The organism is Synergistota bacterium (assembly GCA_025060595.1).
In the GTDB taxonomy this organism is placed as follows: Bacteria; Synergistota; GBS-1; order GBS-1; family GBS-1; genus 42-11.
This window is the reverse complement of the sequence record JANXBX010000003.1, coordinates 7,992-28,922: the sequence shown is the minus strand read 5'-3', so window position 1 is coordinate 28,922 and position 20,931 is coordinate 7,992. Positions and strand designations below refer to the sequence as shown.

The window sequence follows — 20,931 nt, the reverse complement described above, 5'->3', positions numbered from 1 at the left end:
AGAGTATAAGCTTCCTCAAGCTGTAATTGATATAATTGTTCAGCATCATGGGACAACGGTAGTATCTTACTTCTATCATAAAGCTAAAGAAGAAAGGGGAGAGGAGGTTAATCCTGATGATTTTAGGTATCCTGGGCCTAAGCCTCAAACTAAAGAGGCAGCTATAGTTATGCTTGCGGATTCTATAGAAGCATCAGCGAGATCTTTATCGGAATTTACCCCATCTAAGCTTGAAAGTTTAGTAAGGGAAGTTATAAAGATGAAGATCGAAGATGGGCAGCTTTCTGAATCTCCCCTATCCTTCAAGGACTTGGAAAAAATAGTTTACGCTTTTATTAAAGTCTTAAGAGGTATGTATCATTCAAGAATAGAGTATCCAGAGGGAGGAAAGGAAATTGAAGGTTTTAATAAGCGATCCAAAGAAGTTGCTAAAGAAGGCGGGCCTATCGCAGAAGGAAGTAAGGGAAACGGCTCGTAGGATTTTGGAGAGGGAGTATAGAGGAGATATTCCTCTTTCCAGGATTAAGGTGAGTTTGGTTTTTGTAGATGATGAGGCTATGATACCTATAAACCGGGCATATACGGGTAGGGAAGGTTCTACCGATGTTTTATCTTTCCCTATGATGGATGAAGTGGATAAGGATGGTTCCTTTGCTGTGTTAGGGGAAGTGATAGTTTCTATAGATAGGGCTCTATCTCAGGCTAAAGAAGCAGGTTGGAGTTCTGCATCTGAGGTTAAACTACTTGTTATACATGGATTACTACATCTTCTTGGATATGATCATGTTTCTGAAGAGGAAAGCGTAAAAATGCGTTTAAAAGAAAAAGAGTATCTGATATAATGTGACAAAGAGAGGAATGGCTTAGAAAATGGAGTCTGTGAGTTCAAATATAGTTTTATTGATACTATGTATTGTTTTATCAGCTTTATTTTCTGCTTCAGAAACAGCTCTTATTTCTTTAAGTAAAACGAAGATCCTTGGTTTTATTAAAAACGATCCTTCTAAGGCTAAAGCTTGGAAATCATTTTTAGATGATCCTCAAAAGGTTCTTGTGGCCATTTTAATAGGAAATAATTTAGTTAATATAACCGCGTCTGCTTTAGCTACTTCCTTGTCGCTTAATCTTTTCCCTAACATTGGTATAGGCCTGGCGGTAGGTTTGATGACCTTTGTTATCCTTATGTTTGGGGAGATAACTCCAAAGGGTATAGCTTTAAGATATGCAGATGGGATTTCAAAGAGAGTCATTTATTTAATGTATCTTTTGTCACTGATTTTTTATCCGGTAGCACTTATATTTTCTAAAATAGTAGATCTTTTAGGGGGGCCCAAAAAGAGATTTCTTTTCCCTCTTATTACGAGAGAGGAGTTAGAGTTGCTTCTCTCAAAGAAAGAGGAAGTGGATCTCGAGGAAGAGGAGAGAAAGATGATAAGGAGCGTTATAAATCTTGAAGACAAGGTTGTAAGGGAGATAATGGTCCCTCGTCTCGATATGGTTTGTTTAGAAACATCAACTTCTGTTAAGGATGCGGTAAAGGTTATAAGTGAGTATGGGCATTCAAGGATCCCCGTTTATGAAAACAACATAGATAACATAGTAGGAATTCTCTATGCTAAGGATTTGATCCCGTTAATGGCAAGTGCTAAGTGGGATGAGAAGGTTGGAAATATATTAAGGGTTCCCTATTTCGTTCCAGAGACTAAGTCTGTTAAAGAGCTATTTGAAGAATTAAGGCAAAAGAGAATTCATATAGCTATAGTAGTTGACGAATACGGTGGAACAGCTGGCCTTGTTACCATGGAGGATATACTTGAAGAGATAGTGGGTGAAATCGAAGACGAGTACGATAGAGAACTTCCCTCGGTAGAGAAAGTAAGGGACGATGCTTATATAGTTGATGGTAGGATGAATTTAGATGAACTTCTTGAGCTTTTTGGTATGGAGCCAGATATGGAGATAGATGAACGGGAATATGATACAGTTGCAGGCTTGTTGTTTTCTCTATTTGGTAGAATACCTAAATCAGGGGAAGAGGTTAGCTTTAAAGGATTAAAGCTGAAGGTTATAGATGTCAAGAAAAATAGGATTAGAAAGGTTATGATTTCAAAAGAGGAAGAAAAAAATGAGGAAACTTAGACATTACTTTTTTGCAGGTCTTATACTTGTAGTTCCGTTTTCTATAACTCTATACGTATTCTATCAGATCTTTCTTTGGATAGATGCGAATCTTGGGAAGATAGTTCCTAAGATAACTGGCTATCAGATTCCAGGGATAAGCTTTATATTTCTTGGGCTTTTAATTGTATTAACCATTTTAATAGGTATGCTTACCGCCAACTATATAGGGAAAAGGCTTGTTTCTTTTTTTGAGGGTCTCCTTTCCATGATCCCCCTAGTTAGGGGAATTTACATGACGGTAAAGCAGATTCTTGAGGTTATATTAGTTAAAGGGGAGTCTTCTTTTAGGGAAGTTGTGCTTGTTGAGTTTCCAAGAAAGGGGATGTATTGTATCGGCTTTGTTACAAGCAAAAGATGTGGAAAATTAGCCTCTAAAGATGAGGACATTATGATAGTTTTCATTCCAACTACGCCTAACCCAACCTCTGGCTTTATGGTGCTTATTCCGTCGAGCGAAGCGATTCCCTTATCTATAAGTGTAAATCAGGCGTTGAAATTAGTAGTTTCGGGAGGGGTTTTGGCTAAAGAGTTATTGGGGGAAGAGGGATATGTTTGGGAGCTTAAAGGGAAGAGAGAACTGGATACTGTGGTTACTTCTAATACTTCTAGCTCTTAATACGTTTTTCTTCTTCAGGTTTATGAGTACGGAGGGATTTGGAGGTAAAATTGGTGAGCTTAAAAAAGCTAAGGGTATGGCTATGATTCTTCTTCAATACTATCAGCTTTTGGCAAGTCAACTTGGTGTCCAGAATTATCCATCAGTTAGAAGCGCTTTGGCTAAGCTTAGGTTTGAAAGTGAATCAGCCTCTACAGCTGAGGAGACGCTAAGCGCTATTTTATATCATGGTGGATTGGTTTACGAGACGATAATGAGTGAAGCTAAGAATTTTCACTTAAATGAAATTATAAACCTGCTTTCTTCCGATCCTAAGATTAAGAATTTTAAAGGGGATACGGAAATAGTTATAAAAAGATCACCAAGTGGAGATAAGGTTATAGTGGAAGATAGGGATGGAATCCTTTCTCAAGAGCTTATCTTAAGGATAGAGGAAAATCCCTTGTTTCATAGGGTGGTTTCTCCCTTTAGGATAGAGATAAGCGATGGGAAGGTAACCTTGCTTAATGAAGATTACCTCAAGCAAAAAGTTGAGGCCTTAAGAGTTGAGCTTTATAGCTTAAAGACGCGTCTTGAGACAATAGCAAGCCTTGCCGGTTTTGCACCGTTAGAGGGAGAGGGAATAACGATTAAAATTTATGATGCTAAAAAAAGAGAAGGGGAATCTAGTATAATACATGATAGCGATCTTAGGGATGTAGTTAACGAATTGTTTGCTGCTGGTGCTCTTGGTGTTCAAATAGGAAATGAAAGGGTGGTTACTCATACCTCTATAAGATGTGTTGGGCCTATAATTCTTGTTAATCATAGGCCTGTTCCTGTTGATCCTGTAGTTGTAAGGGCGGTTGGAGATCCTGAAGTTTTAATATCCGCTCTTAAGCTAATAGAGAAAAGCTTAGGGCTTTTCGGGATTAAAATTGAAGTAACGAAAGAGGAAAGGATAAGATTAGTTGGTTATAGAAATTGAAGCAGGAAAATTAATAATATTTTAGGGCTAGTTTTATCATTCTTGGTAAGGATAGGTGAGTCTCTATGCGTTGTGATATTAAAATTACACGCTATAGCCTTACAGATTGTGTGAGAAGAATAGGTTTGATAAGGCTGTTGTTTTTAGGTCAAAGCTATGAGTAGGAAAAAGGCAGGATTCGTTACATTAGCTGGCAGGCCAAATGTTGGAAAATCTACACTTATGAATGCCCTTCTTGGTAAAAAAGTTGCCATAGTTTCTCCAAAACCTCAAACTACTCGAACTCAAGTGAGAGGGATATTAACAAGGGATGAAGGTCAGATAGTTTTTGTAGATACGCCTGGCATTCATAAGCCAAAACATCTTTTAGGTGAGGAGATGGTAAAAATAGCCATAGAGGCTCTTGAAGGAGTGGACTTAATACTGTATGTAGTTGAGGCTAGCGATTGTGAGTTAAAGCAGGAGGATGAAATTATTATATCTATTCTTAGCAAGGTGGATACTCCAAAGTTTCTTTTAATCAATAAGATAGATCTATTAGATTATAAAGAGGCCTTTTGGCGTGTAGTAGAGCTATACCAGGATAAGCTTTATTTTAGAGAGATCATACCTATATCAGCTGTTAAGGGAACGAATCTTGACGTTCTTATTGAGAAGATTTTTCAAAACCTCCCTGATGGGGAGTTTCTTTATCCTGAGGATATGATTACAGATCAGCCTTTAAGATTCATGATAGCAGAGGTTATAAGGGAAAAACTATTTGAGGAACTTCATCAGGAGATACCCTATTCGGTGGCAGTAGTAATAGAGGAGATGGAAGAAAGAGAAGGTAAAAACTTATTCTATATAAGGGCTACTATATATGTAGAGAGAGAATCTCATAGGAAGATAGTAATAGGTAAGGGAGGAAACATGCTTAAAAAAATAGGAAAAATGGCAAGGGAGGAGATAGAGCACATATTGGGTAATAAGAGAGTGTTTCTCGAGTTATGGGTTAAAGTCAGGGAGGATTGGAGGCTTTCTGAGAGCGATGTTAGGAGGTTAGGATTTTCTGAATACCAAGGGTGATATTATAGTGGGATAGAGCGCTTTCTAAAAGTTGAGTCTATAATTCTCAACAGAAAGGTATCTAAATTAGATAAACTTCTCTTTGTTTTTACTCGAGAGAAAGGGAAGCTCCTTGTTATAGCTCCAGGTAGCGTTAAGCTTCCTAATCGATTTGGTGGAGCGATAGAGCCTTTAAATTATGGTCTTATGAGTATATATTACTCTGTGGGGAGCAACTTTTATCTTAAAGAGTTTGATGTTAAGAATTCCTTCTTGAGTGTTAGAGGCTCTCTAAAAAGATTAAGATCTAGCTTATCTTTTTTTTCTCTGCTTAACAAACTTCTGCCCTATGAGGCTCCTGAAGCGAAGCTATTTGACATTACACTTGATTTTCTTAATTTACTTGAAGAAGGGTCAGATCCTCTGCTCTTAGAATTGGTTGTCTCCTTAAAAGCCTTCGACCTTTTAGGATTTTTACCAAAGCTTGATACATGTTCTTATTGTAGTGGTAAAATAAGTAAAGAGGCTTTCATAAAAGTTGAGGGTCCCTTTCTTCTATGTAGAAGTTGTTCTGAAGCTAATGGTTTAAGAATTGGAGCTGAAGGAATAGCTCTTTTAGGAGAGATTCAGAAGATGCCCTTAGCTTTCTTTAAAGATCTGAGGTATAACTTGAAGGGTTTGAAAGAGGCGTCTCTTTATTTAAAGATACTTTCTGAAAAGGTAGTAGGAGGTGTTAGATTTGAATTTTCAGGAATTGATATTTAGGCTTGAAAGGTTCTGGGCAGAGCAAGGATGTGTTATTCAACAACCTTATGATATTGAGGTTGGAGCGGGGACCATGAATCCCGCAACTACTTTGAGGTCTTTGGGGCCAGAGCCCTGGCGTGTTGCTTATGTGGAGCCATCTCGCCGTCCAACGGATGGAAGATATGGTGAGAATCCTAATAGGCTTCAACATTACTACCAGTATCAGGTTATATTAAAGCCAGCACCTGATGATATACAAGAGCTTTACTTAAAGAGTCTGGAGGCTTTAGGTATCGATCCTAAAGAACATGATGTTAGATTTGTTGAGGATGATTGGGAGGCTCCTACTCTTGGTGCTTGGGGTATGGGATGGGAGGTATGGCTTGATGGTATGGAGATTACACAGTTTACTTACTTTCAGCAGGTTGGTGGAATAGATTTGGATCCGATACCTGTTGAGCTTACATATGGTATAGAAAGGATAGCCATGTTTATACAAAAGGTGAAATCAGTCTTCGACCTTAAGTGGGTGGGATCTGTTACGTATGGTGATATACATCATAGAGGAGAAGTGGAATACTCTATCTATAACTTCGATGAGGCTGATGTAAATATGCTTAGGAAATTGTTTGAAATGTATGAAAAGGAATCAGAAAGGCTTATTGAGAAGGGCCTTGTTTTGCCTTCCTATGACTATGTTCTAAAGTGTTCCCACACTTTCAATCTTCTCGATGCGAGAGGGGCTATAAGCGTAGCTGAGAGGACCCACTATATATCTAGGGTTAGAAATCTTGCGAGAAAATGCGCCTTGGCTTATATAAGGCAGAGAGAGGATATGGGTTTCCCATTACTTAATAAGTTTTAAGGGGGGCGTAAAAATGGCCAGGGATTTGGTTTTTGAGATAGGCACGGAGGAGCTACCTGCTAAGAGCATGCCCAATTTACTTGAGGATTTAAGGGAAAAAGTCATTTTAAGTTTTAGGGATGAACGACTTAAGTATAATGAGGTCAAAACCTTTGGGACCCCCAGGAGGCTTATACTTTTTGTAACTGAACTACATGAAGAGCAGGAAGAGTTAGTTGAGGAAATAAGGGGACCATCAAGAAGGATAGCTTTTGATCCTCAGGGGATCCCTACACAAGCGGCTATAGGCTTTGCAAGGAGTAAGGGAGTTAAGGTGGAGGATTTAGTTGTTAAAGAAACGGATCAAGGGGAGTATGTCTTTGCTATTAAAAGATATAAGGGTAGAAATACAATAGATGTGCTTAAAGAGCTTCTTCCTAAAATTGTTTTGTCTTTATCGCTTCCTAAATCTATGCGTTGGAAGGGTAATTTAAGATTTTTAAGGCCTATACGTTGGCTTTTAGCTTTATATGGGAGCGAGGTTGTTGAATTTGAGCTTGACGGTATTAAGAGTGGAAGAAAAACTCGTGGTCATAGATTTATGGGTAGGGGCGAATTTGAAGTTAAGAGTGTAAGCGATTTCTTTTCAAGCCTCGAAAGAGAGTTTGTAATATTTGATCAGTCTAAAAGGAAAAGGATAATAGAAGAGGGGGTTAAAAAGCTTCAGAGAGAGGCGGGGGGAAAGGAGCTTATAGATAACGATCTTTTAGAGGAGAATGTGTTTTTAACAGAGTATCCGGTGGTTGTTAAGGGTAGTTTCAGGGAAGAGTTTTTAAGGTTACCCAGTGAAGTTCTTGTTATGGTTATGAAAGTGAATCAAAGATATTTCCCGGTATATTCGGAGGACGGCAGACTTCTTCCCTACTTTATAGCTGTTAGTAACAACAGGGCTTCGGTCATGGACTCTATAATCGAAGGATATAATAGAGTTTTGGAGGCTCGATTTGAAGATGCTGATTTTTACTACAAAAAAGATCTTGAGAAGTCGCTTGAGGAAAGGGTTCCTTTGCTTAAAGGCATTGTCTTCTTAGAGAAGGTTGGTACCATGTATGATAAAATGGAAAGGATAAGAACCCTAGCTTTGGATATAAATTCATTACTTGGTTTTCCTGCCACACATGAGATTGTTTTAAGGACCGCTTATCTTGCTAAGGCTGATCTTGTAACTGATATGGTTGGTGAATTTCCCGAGCTTCAGGGAATAATGGGTAAGGAATATGCTTTAAAGTCTGGGGAGCCTGAAGAGGTTGCACTTGGGATATTTGAACACTATCTTCCGCGCTTTGCGGGCGATGAGCTTCCAAAAACATGGACAGGTATCATTGTTGGTATAGCTGACAAAATAGATACGATTCTTTCTTGCTTTATGGTTGGATTGGCACCAACCGGTTCTCAAGATCCCTATGGTTTGCGAAGACAAGCTCGTGCTATTAATGAGATAATATGGCAAAGGGGTTTAAATTTATCTCTTGAGCATATTGTTTCTCGTGGGGCGGAGCTTCTTAAAGCTCCTGAAGAGGTCAAAACGGAGGTTCTTGAGTTTTTAAAGAGCAGAATTGCTAATCAGTTAAGAGAAAGAGGTTTTACTCACTCTGTGATTGAAGCTGCCATGGCCTCTGGTTGGTATAAACCTTATGATCTTCTTAGAAGGGTATATGTTCTTAATGACCTTTCTTTTAAAGATGACTTTAAGCGCTTTGTTTCTGCTTTTGTTAGGGTTGTTAATATTCTTAGAGGAGTAAGTGTAAATGGAGAGATTAATAAAGATCTTCTAATTGAGGATGCTGAGAGGATGCTTTATGAGGCATTTTTTGAGATTAAAGAAAAAGCTGAACCTGCCTTTCTTAAGGGTGAATATGACAAGTTTTTGGAAACCCTTTTCCCCTTAACTGATTATATAAATGCTTTCTTTGATAAGGTTCTTGTTATGTCTCCTGAGGAAAGTCTCAGGTTAAATAGGTTAAGGTTACTAACCTCTATAAGGGAGTTTGTCGAGAGAGTAGGGGTAATATCTATTTTGGCGGTGTAGCTATGAAAGATAAAAGGATGAAAATCTTTATTCTTTCTGATTCTACAGGGGAAACAGCGGAGTTAGTCTGTAAGGCTGCTTTATCGCAGTTTGAGGGCACTGACTATGATATAGAGAGGTTTCCTCATATTCAGACTGAAGATAAAGTTGATGAGGTTATAAATAGGGCTTTTGATGAGGAGACCTCTTTAGTAATTTATACATTGGCATCTCCAGAGCTAAGAGCGTATCTAGCTAATAGGGCTAAGGAAAGAGGCATAATCGAAGTTGACATTCTTGGCCCCTTAATAGAAGCGTTTGAAAGGGTTTCTGGGGCCAAAGCAAGTGGGAAACCTGGTTTATTAAGGAGGATGGATGAGGCATATTTTAGGAGAATACGAGCTATAGAGTTTGCCGTAAAATGTGATGACGGCAGATATCTTCCTGGAATTAAAAATGCTGATGTGGTAATTATAGGAGTTTCTAGATCTTCTAAAACACCTGTTTCTATGTATCTTGCATATAGGGGAATATTTGCTGCTAATGTTCCTCTTGTTCCTGAAATTACCATCCCCAAAGAGCTATTGGAGGTTGAGAGAAGAAGGATAGTAGGGTTAACAATTGAGCCTGAAAAGCTTGTTCATATAAGACAGGAGAGACTTAGGCTCATGGGCTTAGCGCCAGACGTAAACTATGTTAAGCTTGAGAGGGTGATTGAGGAACTTGAATATGCTGAAAGTGTGATGAGAAGGCTTGGGGTTCCTATAATAAATGTCACTAATAGGGCTATAGAAGAGACGGCCCATGAAATAATATATTACCTTGAGAGGAGGGGGCTCCTGGATGTCAGAAAAGCTGATATATCTGTTTGAGGAAGGGAGCGAAAAGCTTAGAGATCTCCTTGGAGGTAAAGGCGCAGGACTTGCTGAGATGACAAAGGCTGGCTTACCCGTTCCCCCAGGCTTTACGATAACCACAGAGGTTTGTAGAAGATATCTTAGAAACGCAGAGGGTGTTTTAGAAGAGATTAAACCTGAGGTTAGGGAAAAGATGAAAATTCTTGAGAGTAAAACTGGCAAGAAGTTCGGGGATGTGAATAATCCACTTTTGGTTTCAGTTAGATCTGGTGCTCCAGTTTCTATGCCTGGGATGATGGATACTATTCTTAATCTTGGTTTGAATGATAAAACGGTTGTTGGGCTTATAGCTCAAACAGGGGATGAGAGATTTGCTTACGATAGCTACCGAAGGTTCATTCAGATGTTTGGGAACGTTGTTATGGGTATTCCGCATGAGAAATTCGAACACATTATAGAAAAGTGGAAGAAAGAGAAAGGAGTTAAGTACGATCCAGAGGTTGATGCTGAAACATGGAAAAAGGTAATAGATGATTATAAGGCTTTAGTAAAACAAGAAACAGGTAGAGAATTTCCGCAAGATGTTTGGGAACAGCTTTTTATGGCTATAGAGGCGGTCTTTAAATCCTGGAACAATGAGAGGGCAAAGGTATACAGGAAAATTCATGGTATATCTGAAGATATGGGAACTGCTGTTAACGTCCAGACTATGGTTTTTGGTAATAGAGGCAATGACTCTGGTACTGGTGTTGCCTTTACGAGAAACCCCTCAACAGGTGAAAAGAAAATATATGGAGAATTTTTGCTTAATGCTCAAGGGGAGGATGTGGTTGCGGGTATAAGAACTCCTCTTCCTATAGAGAAAATGGCAGATGCGTTGCCTGAAATATACGAGGAATTGAAGAAGGTCTGTGATCAGCTTGAGAGGTACTACAAGGATATTCAGGATATAGAATTCACAGTTGAAAAGGGCAAACTTTACCTTCTCCAGACGAGATCTGGTAAAAGGACTGCTCAGGCAGCTGTTAAGATTGCTGTGGATATGGTTAAAGAGGGGATCATAGATAAAGCAACTGCTGTAAGGATGGTTTCTCCAAAGCATGTGGAAACTCTTCTTCATAGGCAGGTGGATCCTAACGCTAAATATGATGTGTTAGCAAGAGGGTTACCTGCTTCTCCAGGTGCTGCTTGTGGTAAGGTTGTGTTTAGCGCTGATGAGGCTAGCGAGTTAGGAAGCAAGGGTGAGAAGGTTATTCTTGTTAGACCTGAGACGACGCCTGATGATATTCATGGGTTGTTTGCCGCTCAAGGTATCTTAACAAGCAGGGGAGGAATGACAAGCCATGCGGCGGTTGTGGCTCGAGGTATGGGCAAACCGTGCGTTGTTGGATGTGAGGCTATAGTTATAGACCTTGAGAAAGAAGTATTTAGTGTGGATGATGTGGTTGTTAAGAAAGGTGATGTAATAACTATAGATGGCAGTAGAGGTATAGTTATATTAGGTGAAGTTCCGATGGTTGAACCTGCGATGAGTGCCGAGTTTAAAGAGCTGCTTTCTTGGGCTGATGATATAGCTCGCCTTCAGGTTTGGGCTAACGCTGATACGCCTGAAGATGCAAGAAGAGCAAGAGAGTTTGGTGCTAAGGGTATAGGTTTGTGTCGTACTGAGCATATGTTCATGGCTGAAGATAGGCTTCCTGCGGTTAAAAGGATGATTATGGCCTTTACGAGAGAAGAAAGGGAAAAAGCTCTGAGTGAAATTTTACCTATGCAAGAGGGGGACTTCTATGAGATACTAAAGGCGATGGAAGGATATCCTGTAACTATAAGGCTTCTTGATCCACCGCTTCATGAGTTCCTTCCTAAGGAGAGGGAAATCCTTGAGGAGATGATAGAACTTAATAAAGATCCTATAAAGAACGCTTCCTTGATAGAAGAGAAGAAAGAGCTTCTAAAGAGGGTCAGAGCTCTTCAGGAAGCTAATCCAATGCTAGGTTTTAGGGGTTGCAGGTTAGGTGTGGTATATCCGGAAATTTACGAGATGCAGGTCAGGGCTATTTTCAGGGCGGCCACGAGGCTAGTTAAGGAGGGTTATAATGTTCTTCCCGATGTTATGCTTCCTATAGTTGGTCATTGGAGGGAGATGGAAATTCTTAGAGAAATGGTTGTTAAGGTCGCCGAAGAGGAGATGGCTAAGGCTGGCGTTAGAGTCGAGTACCATGTTGGTACAATGATAGAGTTGCCTAGGGCGGCTCTTACGGCTGATGAGATAGCGAAATATGCTGAGTTCTTCTCCTTCGGTACGAATGACCTAACTCAGACCGTTTTTGGTTTCTCTAGGGATGATGTGGAGGGTAAATTCCTGCCTCAATATATAGATAAGAAGATCCTTAATAATAACCCGTTTGAGGTTTTGGATAGAGATGGAGTAGGAGCCTTAATGAAGATAGCTGTTGAGAAAGGTAGAAGAACGAGACCTAATCTTAAAATAGGAATATGTGGCGAACATGGCGGAGAGCCCTCATCTATAGAGTTTTGTCATCAAATAGGTTTAAATTATGTAAGTTGTTCACCCTTTAGGGTTCCAGTGGCTCGAATGGCTGCTGCTCATGCTAAGTTGAACGAAGATGGGAAAGAATGGTTATCAGACAAATAACTGAAAGTTTAGAGGAGAGAATTCTATCTAAATATGCAGCTTTATCTAAAAATAGCAGAGGTAGACTAAAGCCTGAGCGCGAATGTGATTTAAGAACTTGTTATCAGCGGGATCGAGATAGAATAATTCACTCTAAGTCGTTTAGAAGGCTAAAGTATAAGACCCAGGTTCTTTTATCTCCACAAGGTGATCACTATAGAACGAGATTAACTCATACCTTAGAGGTTGCTCAAATAGCCAGGACGATATCAAGAGCCTTACGTCTTAACGAGGATTTGACAGAGGCGATAGCCTTAGGGCATGACCTTGGACATACTCCCTTTGGACATATGGGTGAAGAGGTACTAGATGAGATAGCAAAAGAGGCAGGTTTTGGGAGATTTAAGCACGCGGAACAGAGCTTAAGGGTCGTTGATAAGTTGGAAAGAGATGGTAATGGCTTAAACCTAACTATAGAGGTTAGGGATGGGATATTGAAACACTCTAAAGGGCAGGTAGATTTTAGTCTTGGGTTTTCCCTGGATTCCCCCTTGACTCTTGAAGGAATGGTAGTTAGAATTTCAGACTGTATAGCATATTTGAATCACGATCTTGATGATGCCATAAGAGCGGGTTTAGTTTCGATAGAGGATCTTCCGAAAGAAACCATCCTTTTTCTTGGAAGCACTCATGGAGAAAGGATAGATAGAATGGTTAAAGATTGTGTGGAGCAGAGTTTAGATAAGGGAGAGATTTCGCTAAGCAAGGAAGTTTTAGTGGCTATGGAGGATTTAAGAAAGTTCCTTTACGAAAGGGTTTACATAGGTGATATAGCTCAGAGGGAGCGCCCTCGGGTTTCTTATATGCTTAAAGGACTTTATGAGTTTTTCCTTGATCACCCTGAACATCTGCCAGAAAGCTTTAGAAAAGCTTTAAATTTTGAGGAGAAGGAAAGGGTAGTACTTGATTATATAGCTGGGATGACCGATAGGTATGCCTTACAGGTATTTAATGAGCTTCTTCTCCCCCATCCTTGGAGGAGTGAAGCGTGGTATAACATCTAAATATAGGAGGTGCTTTTTAGAATGGGAGTTTTGATGTTCTCTATTGTTTCTGGCGTTTTAGCTCTAATATTTGCGGCATATGCCGCTAAAAGGGTGGGGAGTGCTGATCCTGGGCCTGAGAAAGTGCAAGAGATATCAAATATAATTCACGGAGGAGCTATGACTTTTCTATTCAGGGAGTATAAGGTTCTAGTTCCATTCGTTATCATTGTGACTGCAATTTTGGCGTGGAAGGTCAATATTAATACTGCTATATCCTTTATTTGTGGTGCTTTCTGTTCTGCCTTAGCAGGTTTTGTAGGTATGAATATAGCTACAAAAACTAATGGTAAAACTGCCTATGCTGCGACCCAGGGGGTTGCTCCTGCGTTAAGGATTGCTTTCTTAGGCGGGACGGTTATGGGAATGTCAGTTGTGGGGCTTGGTATCTTAGGCGTTGCGGTTCTTTACTCCATATTCGGAGATCCCAACATAATAAACGGCTTTGGTTTTGGTGCAAGTTCTATAGCTTTGTTTGCTCGTGTTGGAGGAGGTATTTATACAAAAGCAGCAGATGTGGGTGCTGACCTCGTTGGTAAGGTTGAAGCTGGTATACCGGAAGACGATCCAAGAAATCCTGCTGTTATAGCGGATAACGTTGGAGATAATGTTGGAGATATAGCTGGTATGGGGGCGGATCTCTTTGAATCCTATGTTAACTCTATAATAGCGGCTATGATAGTGGGAGCTGTTGTTTACGGTATAAAGGGTGTAGCTTACCCCTTAATACTGTCAGCGATTGGTATAATTTCTGCCATAATAGGGACTTACTTTGTGAGAATAAGAAAGGATGAAGATCCGCAACTTGCTCTAAGGAGAGGAACTTATGTGACTGGTATTCTTATCATAGTGGCTAGTTTCTTTGTAACAAGGTTTATGTTTGATAGTTTGAATCTTTTCTGGGCTGTAGTTGCAGGCGATATAGCTGGTATAGCTATAGGGCTTTTAACGGAGTATTATACTTCTTCTCTTTACAATCCGGTTAAAAAGATAGCGGAATCTGCTCAGACAGGAGCGGCTACCGATATACTGATGGGTATAGCTGTTGGGATGAAGAGTACCGCCTTACCGGTACTTGTACTGTCTGGTGCAATATTGGTGTCCTACTACTTTGGTGGACTCTATGGCATAGCTATTTCAGCGGTAGGAATGCTTTCCTTGACGGGTATGAATCTTTCTGTTGACGCTTATGGGCCTATTGCTGATAATGCTGGTGGTATAGCTGAAATGGCTGGTCTCCCTTCTGAGGTTAGGAAGATAACTGATAGGTTGGATGCGGTTGGGAATACGACTGCTGCTATAGGTAAAGGGCTTGCTATAGGTTCTGCTGCTCTCACTGCATTAGCTCTCTTCTCTGCTTATACTACTGCTGTTGATCTTAAAGTTATATCTCTTGTTTCTCCTAAAGTTATAGTAGGGGCTTTCATCGGTGGTATGCTTCCCTTCCTCTTCTGTGCTTTTGCAATAGAGGCCGTTGGTGGGGCTGCTTATTTTATGGTTGAGGAAGTTCGTAGACAATTTAGAGAGATACCAGGTCTCCTTGAAGGTAGAGCTAAACCCGACTATAATAAATGTATAGATATAAGTACAGCAGGAGCCTTGAGAAAGATGATAGTTCCTGGAGTAATGGCTATAGTGTCTCCTTTAATAGTTGGATTTTTACTTGGTAAGGAAGCGTTAGGAGGGCTTTTGGCTGGTTCAATTGTTACTGGTGTTCTTCTTGCGGTGTTTATGGCCAATGCTGGTGGAGCATGGGATAATGCTAAGAAATACATAGAAGAGGGACATTTTGGAGGGAAAGGGACTCCGACCCACGCATCGGCTGTGGTCGGAGATACCGTTGGAGATCCGTTTAAGGATACGGCTGGTCCATCTCTTAATATCTTAATAAAGCTTATGTCTATAATAGCACTAGTATTTGCAAACCTGTTTTAACTGAACTAACACTCTCTTACTTTGTTTTTAAGGGGGGCTTCAACCTTGGGTTGGAGTCCCCTCTAATTGTCTTTAGGAGGTCATTCTAAAATTGAAGATTTATTCAGAGTTAATTGAAGAGGTTAGGAAAAGGAATGATATAGTTGATGTAATATCGGAGTATGTTAGTTTAAAGAAAGCTGGTAAAAATTATAAAGCTCTTTGTCCGTTTCATTCTGAAAAGACCCCTTCCTTTATTGTTAGTCCTGACAAGCAAATTTTTCACTGCTTTGGTTGTGGTGTAGGTGGAGATGTGATAGGTTTCATAATGAGAATTGAGAAAACATCCTTTCAGGATGCGGTTTTGAGGTTAGCTGAGAGAGCGGGGATATCTTTAAAAGAGCTTGATCCATCGACTCTGACTCGGGAAGCCCGGGAGCGTGAGAAGCTCTATAAACTTAATGAACTTGCAGCGAGTTTTTTTGAATCCAAGCTTTGGAGCGAGGAGGGCAGTGAGGCTTTATCCTATTTGAAAAGAAGAGGTCTGGAAAGCTCAACTATAAAAGCCTTCAGAATAGGCTATTCTCCCTCTTCAGGTGATGCGTTAACAAACTTTATGGTTGATAAGGGCTTTTACCCAGAAGAGCTTTCCCGTGCTGGTCTTGCAACAATTTATTTGGATGGACGCTGTTATGATAAGTTCAGGGGAAGGATTATGTTCCCTATATGTGATGAACGGGGCAGGATTCTTGGGTTTGGAGGAAGAAGCCTTGAGGGAGAAGAGCCCAAATATCTTAATTCCCCTGAAACGTTGATTTTTAGTAAAAAAAGGATCTTATTTGGTCTTGATAAGGCGTTAAACTATATTAAATCTTGTGGTGAACTGGTTTTAGTGGAAGGATATATGGACATGATAAAGCTTTTTCAGGCAGGGATCCGTTTTGTTGTTGCTTCTCTGGGTACATCTCTTACCGAGGCTCAAGTTAATACTATAGCTCGTCATGTTGGTAAAGTGTTTGTAGCTTATGATGCGGATTTTGCTGGTGAGTCTGCTACTATAAGAGGGGTATCTTTGCTTGTTAGTAAAGGCCTTGAGGTGAGGGTTGTAAGTATCCCCTCTGGAATGGATCCTGACGAATTTGTTTCTAGATACGGAGGAGAGGCTTTTATTAGTCTTCTTGAAAATGCTTCTAACTTCTGGGACTTCAGGCTTGATGCGATTTTTAAAGATTTTGACCCTTCAAATATAGAGAGTAAGAGGATTGCTCTTAAAAGGGGCATAGATTTTCTCCTAGAGCTTTCTGATATCGACAGGTCATTTGTTATTCCGAAGCTTTCAGAAAAACTAGGTCTCTCTGAAAACTCGATCAAAAAGGTTCTTTCATCTAAGATTAAGAAAAGTAAGGTAAAAACGTATCTTCCTCAGACATCCTCTAAAAGCGGTTTTCAAAAGGCTGAGGAGGATGCCATCCTGGTTTTGATGAAAAACCCAGGGTTTAAGAATAAATTTTTAGAATATGGCGGTTTGGATCTTTTCGAGGATGAGAAAATAAGATGGATAGCTGAAAGGATTTTGGAAGGTTATAGCGAATATAAAATAATGGAGGAAGCTGAGGGAAAAGAGGATTTAAGCGGATTGGTATCCTATCTGATTTTAAAAGATTTACCTTGTAGTGAAAACAAAATTGAACTTTACTTTGAAGGATTACTAAGATCTCTGCTTTCTCGTAGGGTTAGAAAGAGGCTTGATGAAATTGAGGAGAAATTAAGAAAGGAGGGCATGCTTCCTCCGTCTTTATATAGTGAATATTTGAAACTTTTGAAGGAGCTTCAGAAGGGGAGGTGCCTTGGTAATGGGAGAAGAGGTTTCTAAGAAACTTGATATAGTTAAAGCCCTTTTAGAGGAGGGTAAAGGTAAAGGGTATGTCACTTATGATGAGATAGATGAGATTTTAGGTAAGGATAGTATTTCTCCTAATGAGCTTGATGATATTTATATGAATCTTATGGAAATGGGTATAGATGTTGTAGATTCTCCTGAGACTTATGAAAAAGTAGGTCCTCTTCCGGGTAAAGAAGAGATATCTCTTGAAGATCTGGATAAAGAGCTGGAAATAGGAGAGGAAATAGCACTTGATGATCCTGTTAGGATGTATCTTAAAGAGATAGGGAAGATACCTCTTTTAACTGCTGAAGAAGAGGTGGAGCTCGCTAAGAGAATGGAACAAGGAGATGTAGAGGCCAAGAGGAAGCTCATAGAGTCTAATCTCAGGCTTGTGGTGAGTATAGCTAAGAAATATATAGGTAGAGGTATGCTATTCTTGGATCTTATTCAAGAGGGCAACCTTGGACTTATAAGGGCTGTTGAAAAATTTGACTGGCGAAAGGGATATAAGTTTAGCACATACGCTACCTGGTGGATAAGACAAGCTATAACAAGAGCCATAGCCGATCAAGCGAGAACTATAAGAATTCCCGTTCATATGGTTGAAACTATTAATAAGCTTACGAGAATTTCAAGGCAACTTGTGCAGGAACTTGGTAGAGAGCCTACTACTGAGGAATTAGCTGAAGCTATGAATATGCCTCCTGATAAGATAGAAGAGATACTGAAAGTTGCTCAAGAGCCTATATCTTTAGAGACTCCTATAGGTGAGGAGGAGGATAGTCACCTTGGTGACTTTATAGAAGAAAAGACAATACCCTCTCCCTCTGAGGCTGCAGCGAAGCAACTTCTCAAAGAGCAGCTAGAAACCATATTGAATACCCTTTCTAAGAGGGAAAGGGAAGTATTAAAGTTAAGGTTTGGGCTCGAAGATGGAAGACCCTCTACTTTAGAAGAGGTAGGAAAGCGCTTTGGTGTTACAAGAGAAAGGATAAGGCAGATAGAAGCAAAAGCTTTAAGGAAACTCAGACATCCTACTCGTAGTAAGAGATTAAAGGACTTCTTAGATTAGTTCTTTTAAGAACTCCTTTATTCTCTTACAAGCCTCTTCTATATCCTTTCTTGAGGCTGCATAAGATATTCTTATATATCCGGGAGCGGCAAAGGCTGTTCCTGGAACAATTGCTACAAGTTTTTCTTCAAGTAGTTTTCTTGAGAAGGTTATATCATCGTTGATAACCTCGTTTTTATACTTCTTACCTAATGCTTCAGTTATATTTATAAAAAGATAAAACGCTCCCTTTGGTTTTCTAAAGCTAATATGTGGGGCTTCCTCAAGGAGAGAGCATATTAAATTGCGGCGCTCCCTAAACTCTCTTACCATTTTATCTACCGTTTCTTGTGGTCCTTTAACTGCCTCTAAAGCGGCCCTTTGAGATATAGAGCAAGGATTAGAGGTCATATGCCCTTGGATAATTCCCATTGCCTTAATTAGGTCTGCAGGTCCTAATCCCCATCCTATTCTCCAACCAGTCATAGCATAAGCCTTAGAGGCTCCATTTACTATAAGAATATTATCTTTAGCTTCTGGCAATAAGCAAACTAGGGGGATGCTCTCTTCATCATATGAGAGTTTATCGTATATTTCATCGCTAATCACGAACACTCCTCTAGATGTGGCTATTTTTGCTATTTCAATTAAAACATCCCTTGGATAGACTGTCCCTGTTGGATTATGAGGACTGTTTATTATAATAGCCTTAGTTTTACTAGTTATATTTCTTTCTATGTCTTTGGGATTTGGTATAAAATCGTTTTCTTCTTTTGTTTCCACTATAACTGGTTTTCCACCGGCAAGCTTTATTTGCTCTATATAGCTAACCCATGCGGGGGTTATAACTATAATTTCATCTCCTTCGTCACACAGAGCGAATATTGCGTTAAATATGACGTGTTTCGCTCCGTTGGATATAATCACTTCACTGGAATTGTATTTTATTCCCCATGTTTTTTCAAAGCTTTTAGCTACCGCTTCTTTAAGCTCAGGTATTCCTGACTCTGGAGTGTAGTGAGTGAAATCCTCTTCAATAGCTCTTAAAGCTTCATTTTTTACGTTCCTCGGTGTAGGAAAATCAGGTTCTCCAGCGGAAAGACTTATAACATTTTTCCCTTCCCTTTTCATTTTTCCAGCTAAGGCTGTTATAGCTAAAGTTGCAGAAGGTTCTACTGAACCAAGCCTGCTTGCTAACCTTATCAAGGCTTTCCACCCCCTAAAGTAGACGCCTTTTCCCTCAATAGTATCTTCTTATTCTTATCATACCGTTATTCCATGACTTTTTCAACATCTCTTTAATATTTTAATACAAAATTTACTTCCCTTTTCTTTACTCTCAAAGCTAAGGTTACCTATCCCACTTAAGGCACGTAGAGCTAATGGTAACCCTAATCCTATTCCCTCGTGCTTTCTTTTAAGAAAGCCCTCTCCTTGGGCAAAAAGCTCAAATATAATTTCTCTTTTTTCCTTTATCCCTGGACCGCTATCTTCTACCTCTATAATTATATACTCCTCATCATCTTTAACTGTTAAAGTTATTTCTCCCTCCTCTGTGAACTTGATAGCATTATCTAAAATCTCTCTTAAGGCGATATCTACTCTATAGGGATCTGACCTAATGGAAAGCCTTTTTTCTGGCATATTTATCTTAAAAGTTAGCCTCTTTTTATCAATTTTTGCTTTTACCTCTTGCTGTAGCTTTAAAATTATCTCTCTGAGATCTATTTCTTCTAGGTTGATTGAGGAGTCAAGTGTAGAGTAAATAAGCATTCTTTCTATTGTATTTGATAGCTTGTGTGCTTGAGAGTTTATTATACTTAATGCCCTTTTCTCCTCTTGTGAGAGATTTTCTCTTTCGAGCAGTATCTCTGAATAGCCTATTATTGAGGTTAACGGAGTTTTAAGTTCATGAGAGGCAATCGCTAAGAAAGAGGTTCTTGCTTCACTGAGCTCATTAATTCTTTTAACGCTTTCATTAACCTGGTTTATAAGATCATTTATGTATATGGCAAGCCTTTCTCCTTCTGGCAAGCGAGTTAGTGGGTTATATGTAACTATAGGGAAGGATCCGCTTTTAATCTTAAGTGCTATATCCCTAAGATAGTTTATTAACGTTAGGTTCATGCGTCTGCTCTCAATAACTATGAGGTATGCAATTAAAAGTATTACAGGAATCCCTACGCTGAATAAAATCAGGCTTTGCCTGTGAGCCTTGTTAAGGGCTTTGGTAAAGTTTATCATAGCTGTAGTCATATAACCTTCCTTTTGTTGTGTTAGCTCTCTGAGGGAACTTAATATATAGTTTACTAGCCTTACGCACTCTTGAAGATTTTCGTTTGTTATAGATCTCTTTAGGTTAAGGAATGCCCTCTTAAGGTTATGGAATGCCTCGAAAAATCTTTTCTCTAAGAGATTTGATTCCCTTAATATCTCAAGGAGTCCTTCCGTTAGATTAAGTCTTCTCTCTGCGAAGGGTAACCAGCTTTCCTTAACGGAAGCTATTATTTCAAGGTCTCGATAATGTTCTTCAAAATAATTTGTAAGAATTTTTATATACCCCAGGGATATCCTCTCTGAGGAAAGCAATTCCATCGTCTCGTTTCCTTGTCTTAGCGTCTTCAATTCTATGAATCCCGAGACCACGAATAATATAACGACTAGTATGGCTAATATTGTTATTCTTGTTCCGATGCTAGCTTTAACCTTGCTCCACACAATGCTATAAATTATAACATATATCGTTAATAATGTCTATAGAAAAGCTGTAAATGTTAACAAATAAATAACTTGTGCTAATTTTGTCTATTTAATATATTAATTTATTGGTTATTCTTTGTGCTATACTGCGTTTCGATAAGTGTTATAATAAGTATAGGTGTTTAAGATTTAAAAGGGAGGGATTAAATTGCTTAAAGTTGCCTTGCTTCAGTTTGATGTCAAATTGGGGGATCCTGAAGCGAACAGGGATAAAGTAAGGGCTTTGCTTGAAAGGACTAAGGGGAAAAATCCGGAT

Annotated in this window: 17 protein-coding genes; 15 read left to right on the top strand and 2 right to left on the bottom strand. The window is 39.4% G+C overall.

Translation table 11 applies throughout. The annotated features are described in order from the left end of the window. The 15 genes from NZ900_02560 to rpoD form a co-directional block, all read left to right on the top strand. Positions 1-478, top strand: a 478-nt coding sequence (locus tag NZ900_02560) for a phosphohydrolase (protein MCS7232977.1), incomplete at its 5' end; no start/stop codon positions are given. Continuing rightward, positions 396-842, top strand: coding sequence for an rRNA maturation RNase YbeY (gene ybeY / locus NZ900_02555; protein ID MCS7232976.1), 447 nt, complete (start codon positions 396-398; stop codon positions 840-842). The genes NZ900_02560 and ybeY, both read left to right, overlap by 83 nt. Before the next feature lie 28 nt (positions 843-870). Next, positions 871-2,139 (top strand): hemolysin family protein, encoded by a 1,269-nt coding sequence (locus tag NZ900_02550; protein ID MCS7232975.1) that lies wholly within the window; start codon positions 871-873, stop codon positions 2,137-2,139. Next, a complete protein-coding gene (locus tag NZ900_02545; protein ID MCS7232974.1) occupies positions 2,126-2,797 on the top strand; it encodes a DUF502 domain-containing protein in 672 nt (223 codons plus the stop codon). The genes NZ900_02550 and NZ900_02545 overlap by 14 nt, the downstream gene beginning before the upstream one ends. Continuing rightward, positions 2,730-3,764 carry a DUF881 domain-containing protein gene (locus tag NZ900_02540; GenBank protein ID MCS7232973.1) on the top strand — a complete coding sequence of 345 codons (1,035 nt, stop codon included), beginning with the start codon at positions 2,730-2,732 and terminating at the stop codon, positions 3,762-3,764. Before NZ900_02545 ends, NZ900_02540 begins: the two co-directional genes overlap by 68 nt. 156 nt (positions 3,765-3,920) lie before the next feature. After that, the gene (gene era, locus NZ900_02535; protein ID MCS7232972.1) at positions 3,921-4,832 is read left to right on the top strand and encodes a GTPase Era; all 912 of its coding nucleotides are present in this window, start codon (positions 3,921-3,923) and stop codon (positions 4,830-4,832) included. Positions 4,833-4,871: 39 nt separating this feature from the next. Then, positions 4,872-5,576 carry a DNA repair protein RecO gene (gene recO / locus NZ900_02530; protein MCS7232971.1) on the top strand — a complete coding sequence of 235 codons (705 nt, stop codon included), beginning with the start codon at positions 4,872-4,874 and terminating at the stop codon, positions 5,574-5,576. Beyond that, positions 5,551-6,423 (top strand): glycine--tRNA ligase subunit alpha, encoded by an 873-nt coding sequence (gene glyQ / locus NZ900_02525; protein MCS7232970.1) that lies wholly within the window; start codon positions 5,551-5,553, stop codon positions 6,421-6,423. The genes recO and glyQ overlap by 26 nt, the downstream gene beginning before the upstream one ends. Before the next feature lie 13 nt (positions 6,424-6,436). Further along, entirely contained in the window at positions 6,437-8,491 is a 2,055-nt protein-coding gene (gene glyS / locus NZ900_02520; GenBank protein MCS7232969.1) for a glycine--tRNA ligase subunit beta, read from the top strand. Between the two features lie 2 nt (positions 8,492-8,493). Then, complete coding sequence (locus NZ900_02515) at positions 8,494-9,342, top strand: kinase/pyrophosphorylase (GenBank protein MCS7232968.1); 849 nt, start codon at positions 8,494-8,496, stop codon at positions 9,340-9,342. Next, the gene (gene ppdK, locus NZ900_02510; protein ID MCS7232967.1) at positions 9,314-11,983 is read left to right on the top strand and encodes a pyruvate, phosphate dikinase; all 2,670 of its coding nucleotides are present in this window, start codon (positions 9,314-9,316) and stop codon (positions 11,981-11,983) included. The genes NZ900_02515 and ppdK overlap by 29 nt, the downstream gene beginning before the upstream one ends. Beyond that, positions 11,965-13,026 carry a deoxyguanosinetriphosphate triphosphohydrolase gene (locus tag NZ900_02505; GenBank protein MCS7232966.1) on the top strand — a complete coding sequence of 354 codons (1,062 nt, stop codon included), beginning with the start codon at positions 11,965-11,967 and terminating at the stop codon, positions 13,024-13,026. Before ppdK ends, NZ900_02505 begins: the two co-directional genes overlap by 19 nt. 21 nt (positions 13,027-13,047) lie before the next feature. Further along, complete coding sequence (locus tag NZ900_02500) at positions 13,048-15,000, top strand: sodium-translocating pyrophosphatase (protein ID MCS7232965.1); 1,953 nt, start codon at positions 13,048-13,050, stop codon at positions 14,998-15,000. Between the two features lie 91 nt (positions 15,001-15,091). Beyond that, on the top strand, positions 15,092-16,852 hold the full coding sequence (gene dnaG, locus NZ900_02495; GenBank protein MCS7232964.1) for a DNA primase: 1,761 nt from the start codon (positions 15,092-15,094) through the stop codon (positions 16,850-16,852). Beyond that, on the top strand, positions 16,833-17,936 hold the full coding sequence (gene rpoD, locus NZ900_02490; GenBank protein MCS7232963.1) for an RNA polymerase sigma factor RpoD: 1,104 nt from the start codon (positions 16,833-16,835) through the stop codon (positions 17,934-17,936). The genes dnaG and rpoD overlap by 20 nt, the downstream gene beginning before the upstream one ends. On the opposite strand, the gene NZ900_02485 is transcribed toward rpoD, so the two are convergent. Together NZ900_02485 and NZ900_02480 are read right to left on the bottom strand one after the other, a co-directional pair. After that, entirely contained in the window at positions 17,928-19,121 is a 1,194-nt protein-coding gene (locus tag NZ900_02485) for a pyridoxal phosphate-dependent aminotransferase (protein MCS7232962.1), read from the bottom strand. The two genes, rpoD and NZ900_02485, sit on opposite strands and share 9 nt — an antisense overlap. An 81-nt stretch (positions 19,122-19,202) precedes the next feature. Then, positions 19,203-20,540, bottom strand: a complete 1,338-nt coding sequence (locus NZ900_02480; protein MCS7232961.1) for a HAMP domain-containing histidine kinase — start codon at positions 20,538-20,540, stop codon at positions 19,203-19,205. Between the last annotated feature and the right edge of the window lie 391 nt (positions 20,541-20,931).

Excerpts from the sequence above, each read along its gene's own strand:
- NZ900_02550 (MCS7232975.1), top strand. The coding sequence starts at position 871 with ATGGAGTCTGTGAGTTCAAATATAGTTTTATTGATACTATGTATTGTT.
- NZ900_02545 (MCS7232974.1), top strand. The coding sequence starts at position 2,126 with ATGAGGAAACTTAGACATTACTTTTTTGCAGGTCTTATACTTGTAGTT.
- NZ900_02505 (MCS7232966.1), top strand. The coding sequence starts at position 11,965 with ATGGTTATCAGACAAATAACTGAAAGTTTAGAGGAGAGAATTCTATCT.
- era (MCS7232972.1), top strand. The coding sequence starts at position 3,921 with ATGAGTAGGAAAAAGGCAGGATTCGTTACATTAGCTGGCAGGCCAAAT.
- NZ900_02515 (MCS7232968.1), top strand. The coding sequence starts at position 8,494 with ATGAAAGATAAAAGGATGAAAATCTTTATTCTTTCTGATTCTACAGGG.
- NZ900_02500 (MCS7232965.1), top strand. The coding sequence starts at position 13,048 with ATGGGAGTTTTGATGTTCTCTATTGTTTCTGGCGTTTTAGCTCTAATA.
- NZ900_02540 (MCS7232973.1), top strand. The coding sequence starts at position 2,730 with ATGTTTGGGAGCTTAAAGGGAAGAGAGAACTGGATACTGTGGTTACTT.
- ppdK (MCS7232967.1), top strand. The coding sequence starts at position 9,314 with ATGTCAGAAAAGCTGATATATCTGTTTGAGGAAGGGAGCGAAAAGCTT.
- rpoD (MCS7232963.1), top strand. The coding sequence starts at position 16,833 with ATGGGAGAAGAGGTTTCTAAGAAACTTGATATAGTTAAAGCCCTTTTA.
- glyS (MCS7232969.1), top strand. The coding sequence starts at position 6,437 with ATGGCCAGGGATTTGGTTTTTGAGATAGGCACGGAGGAGCTACCTGCT.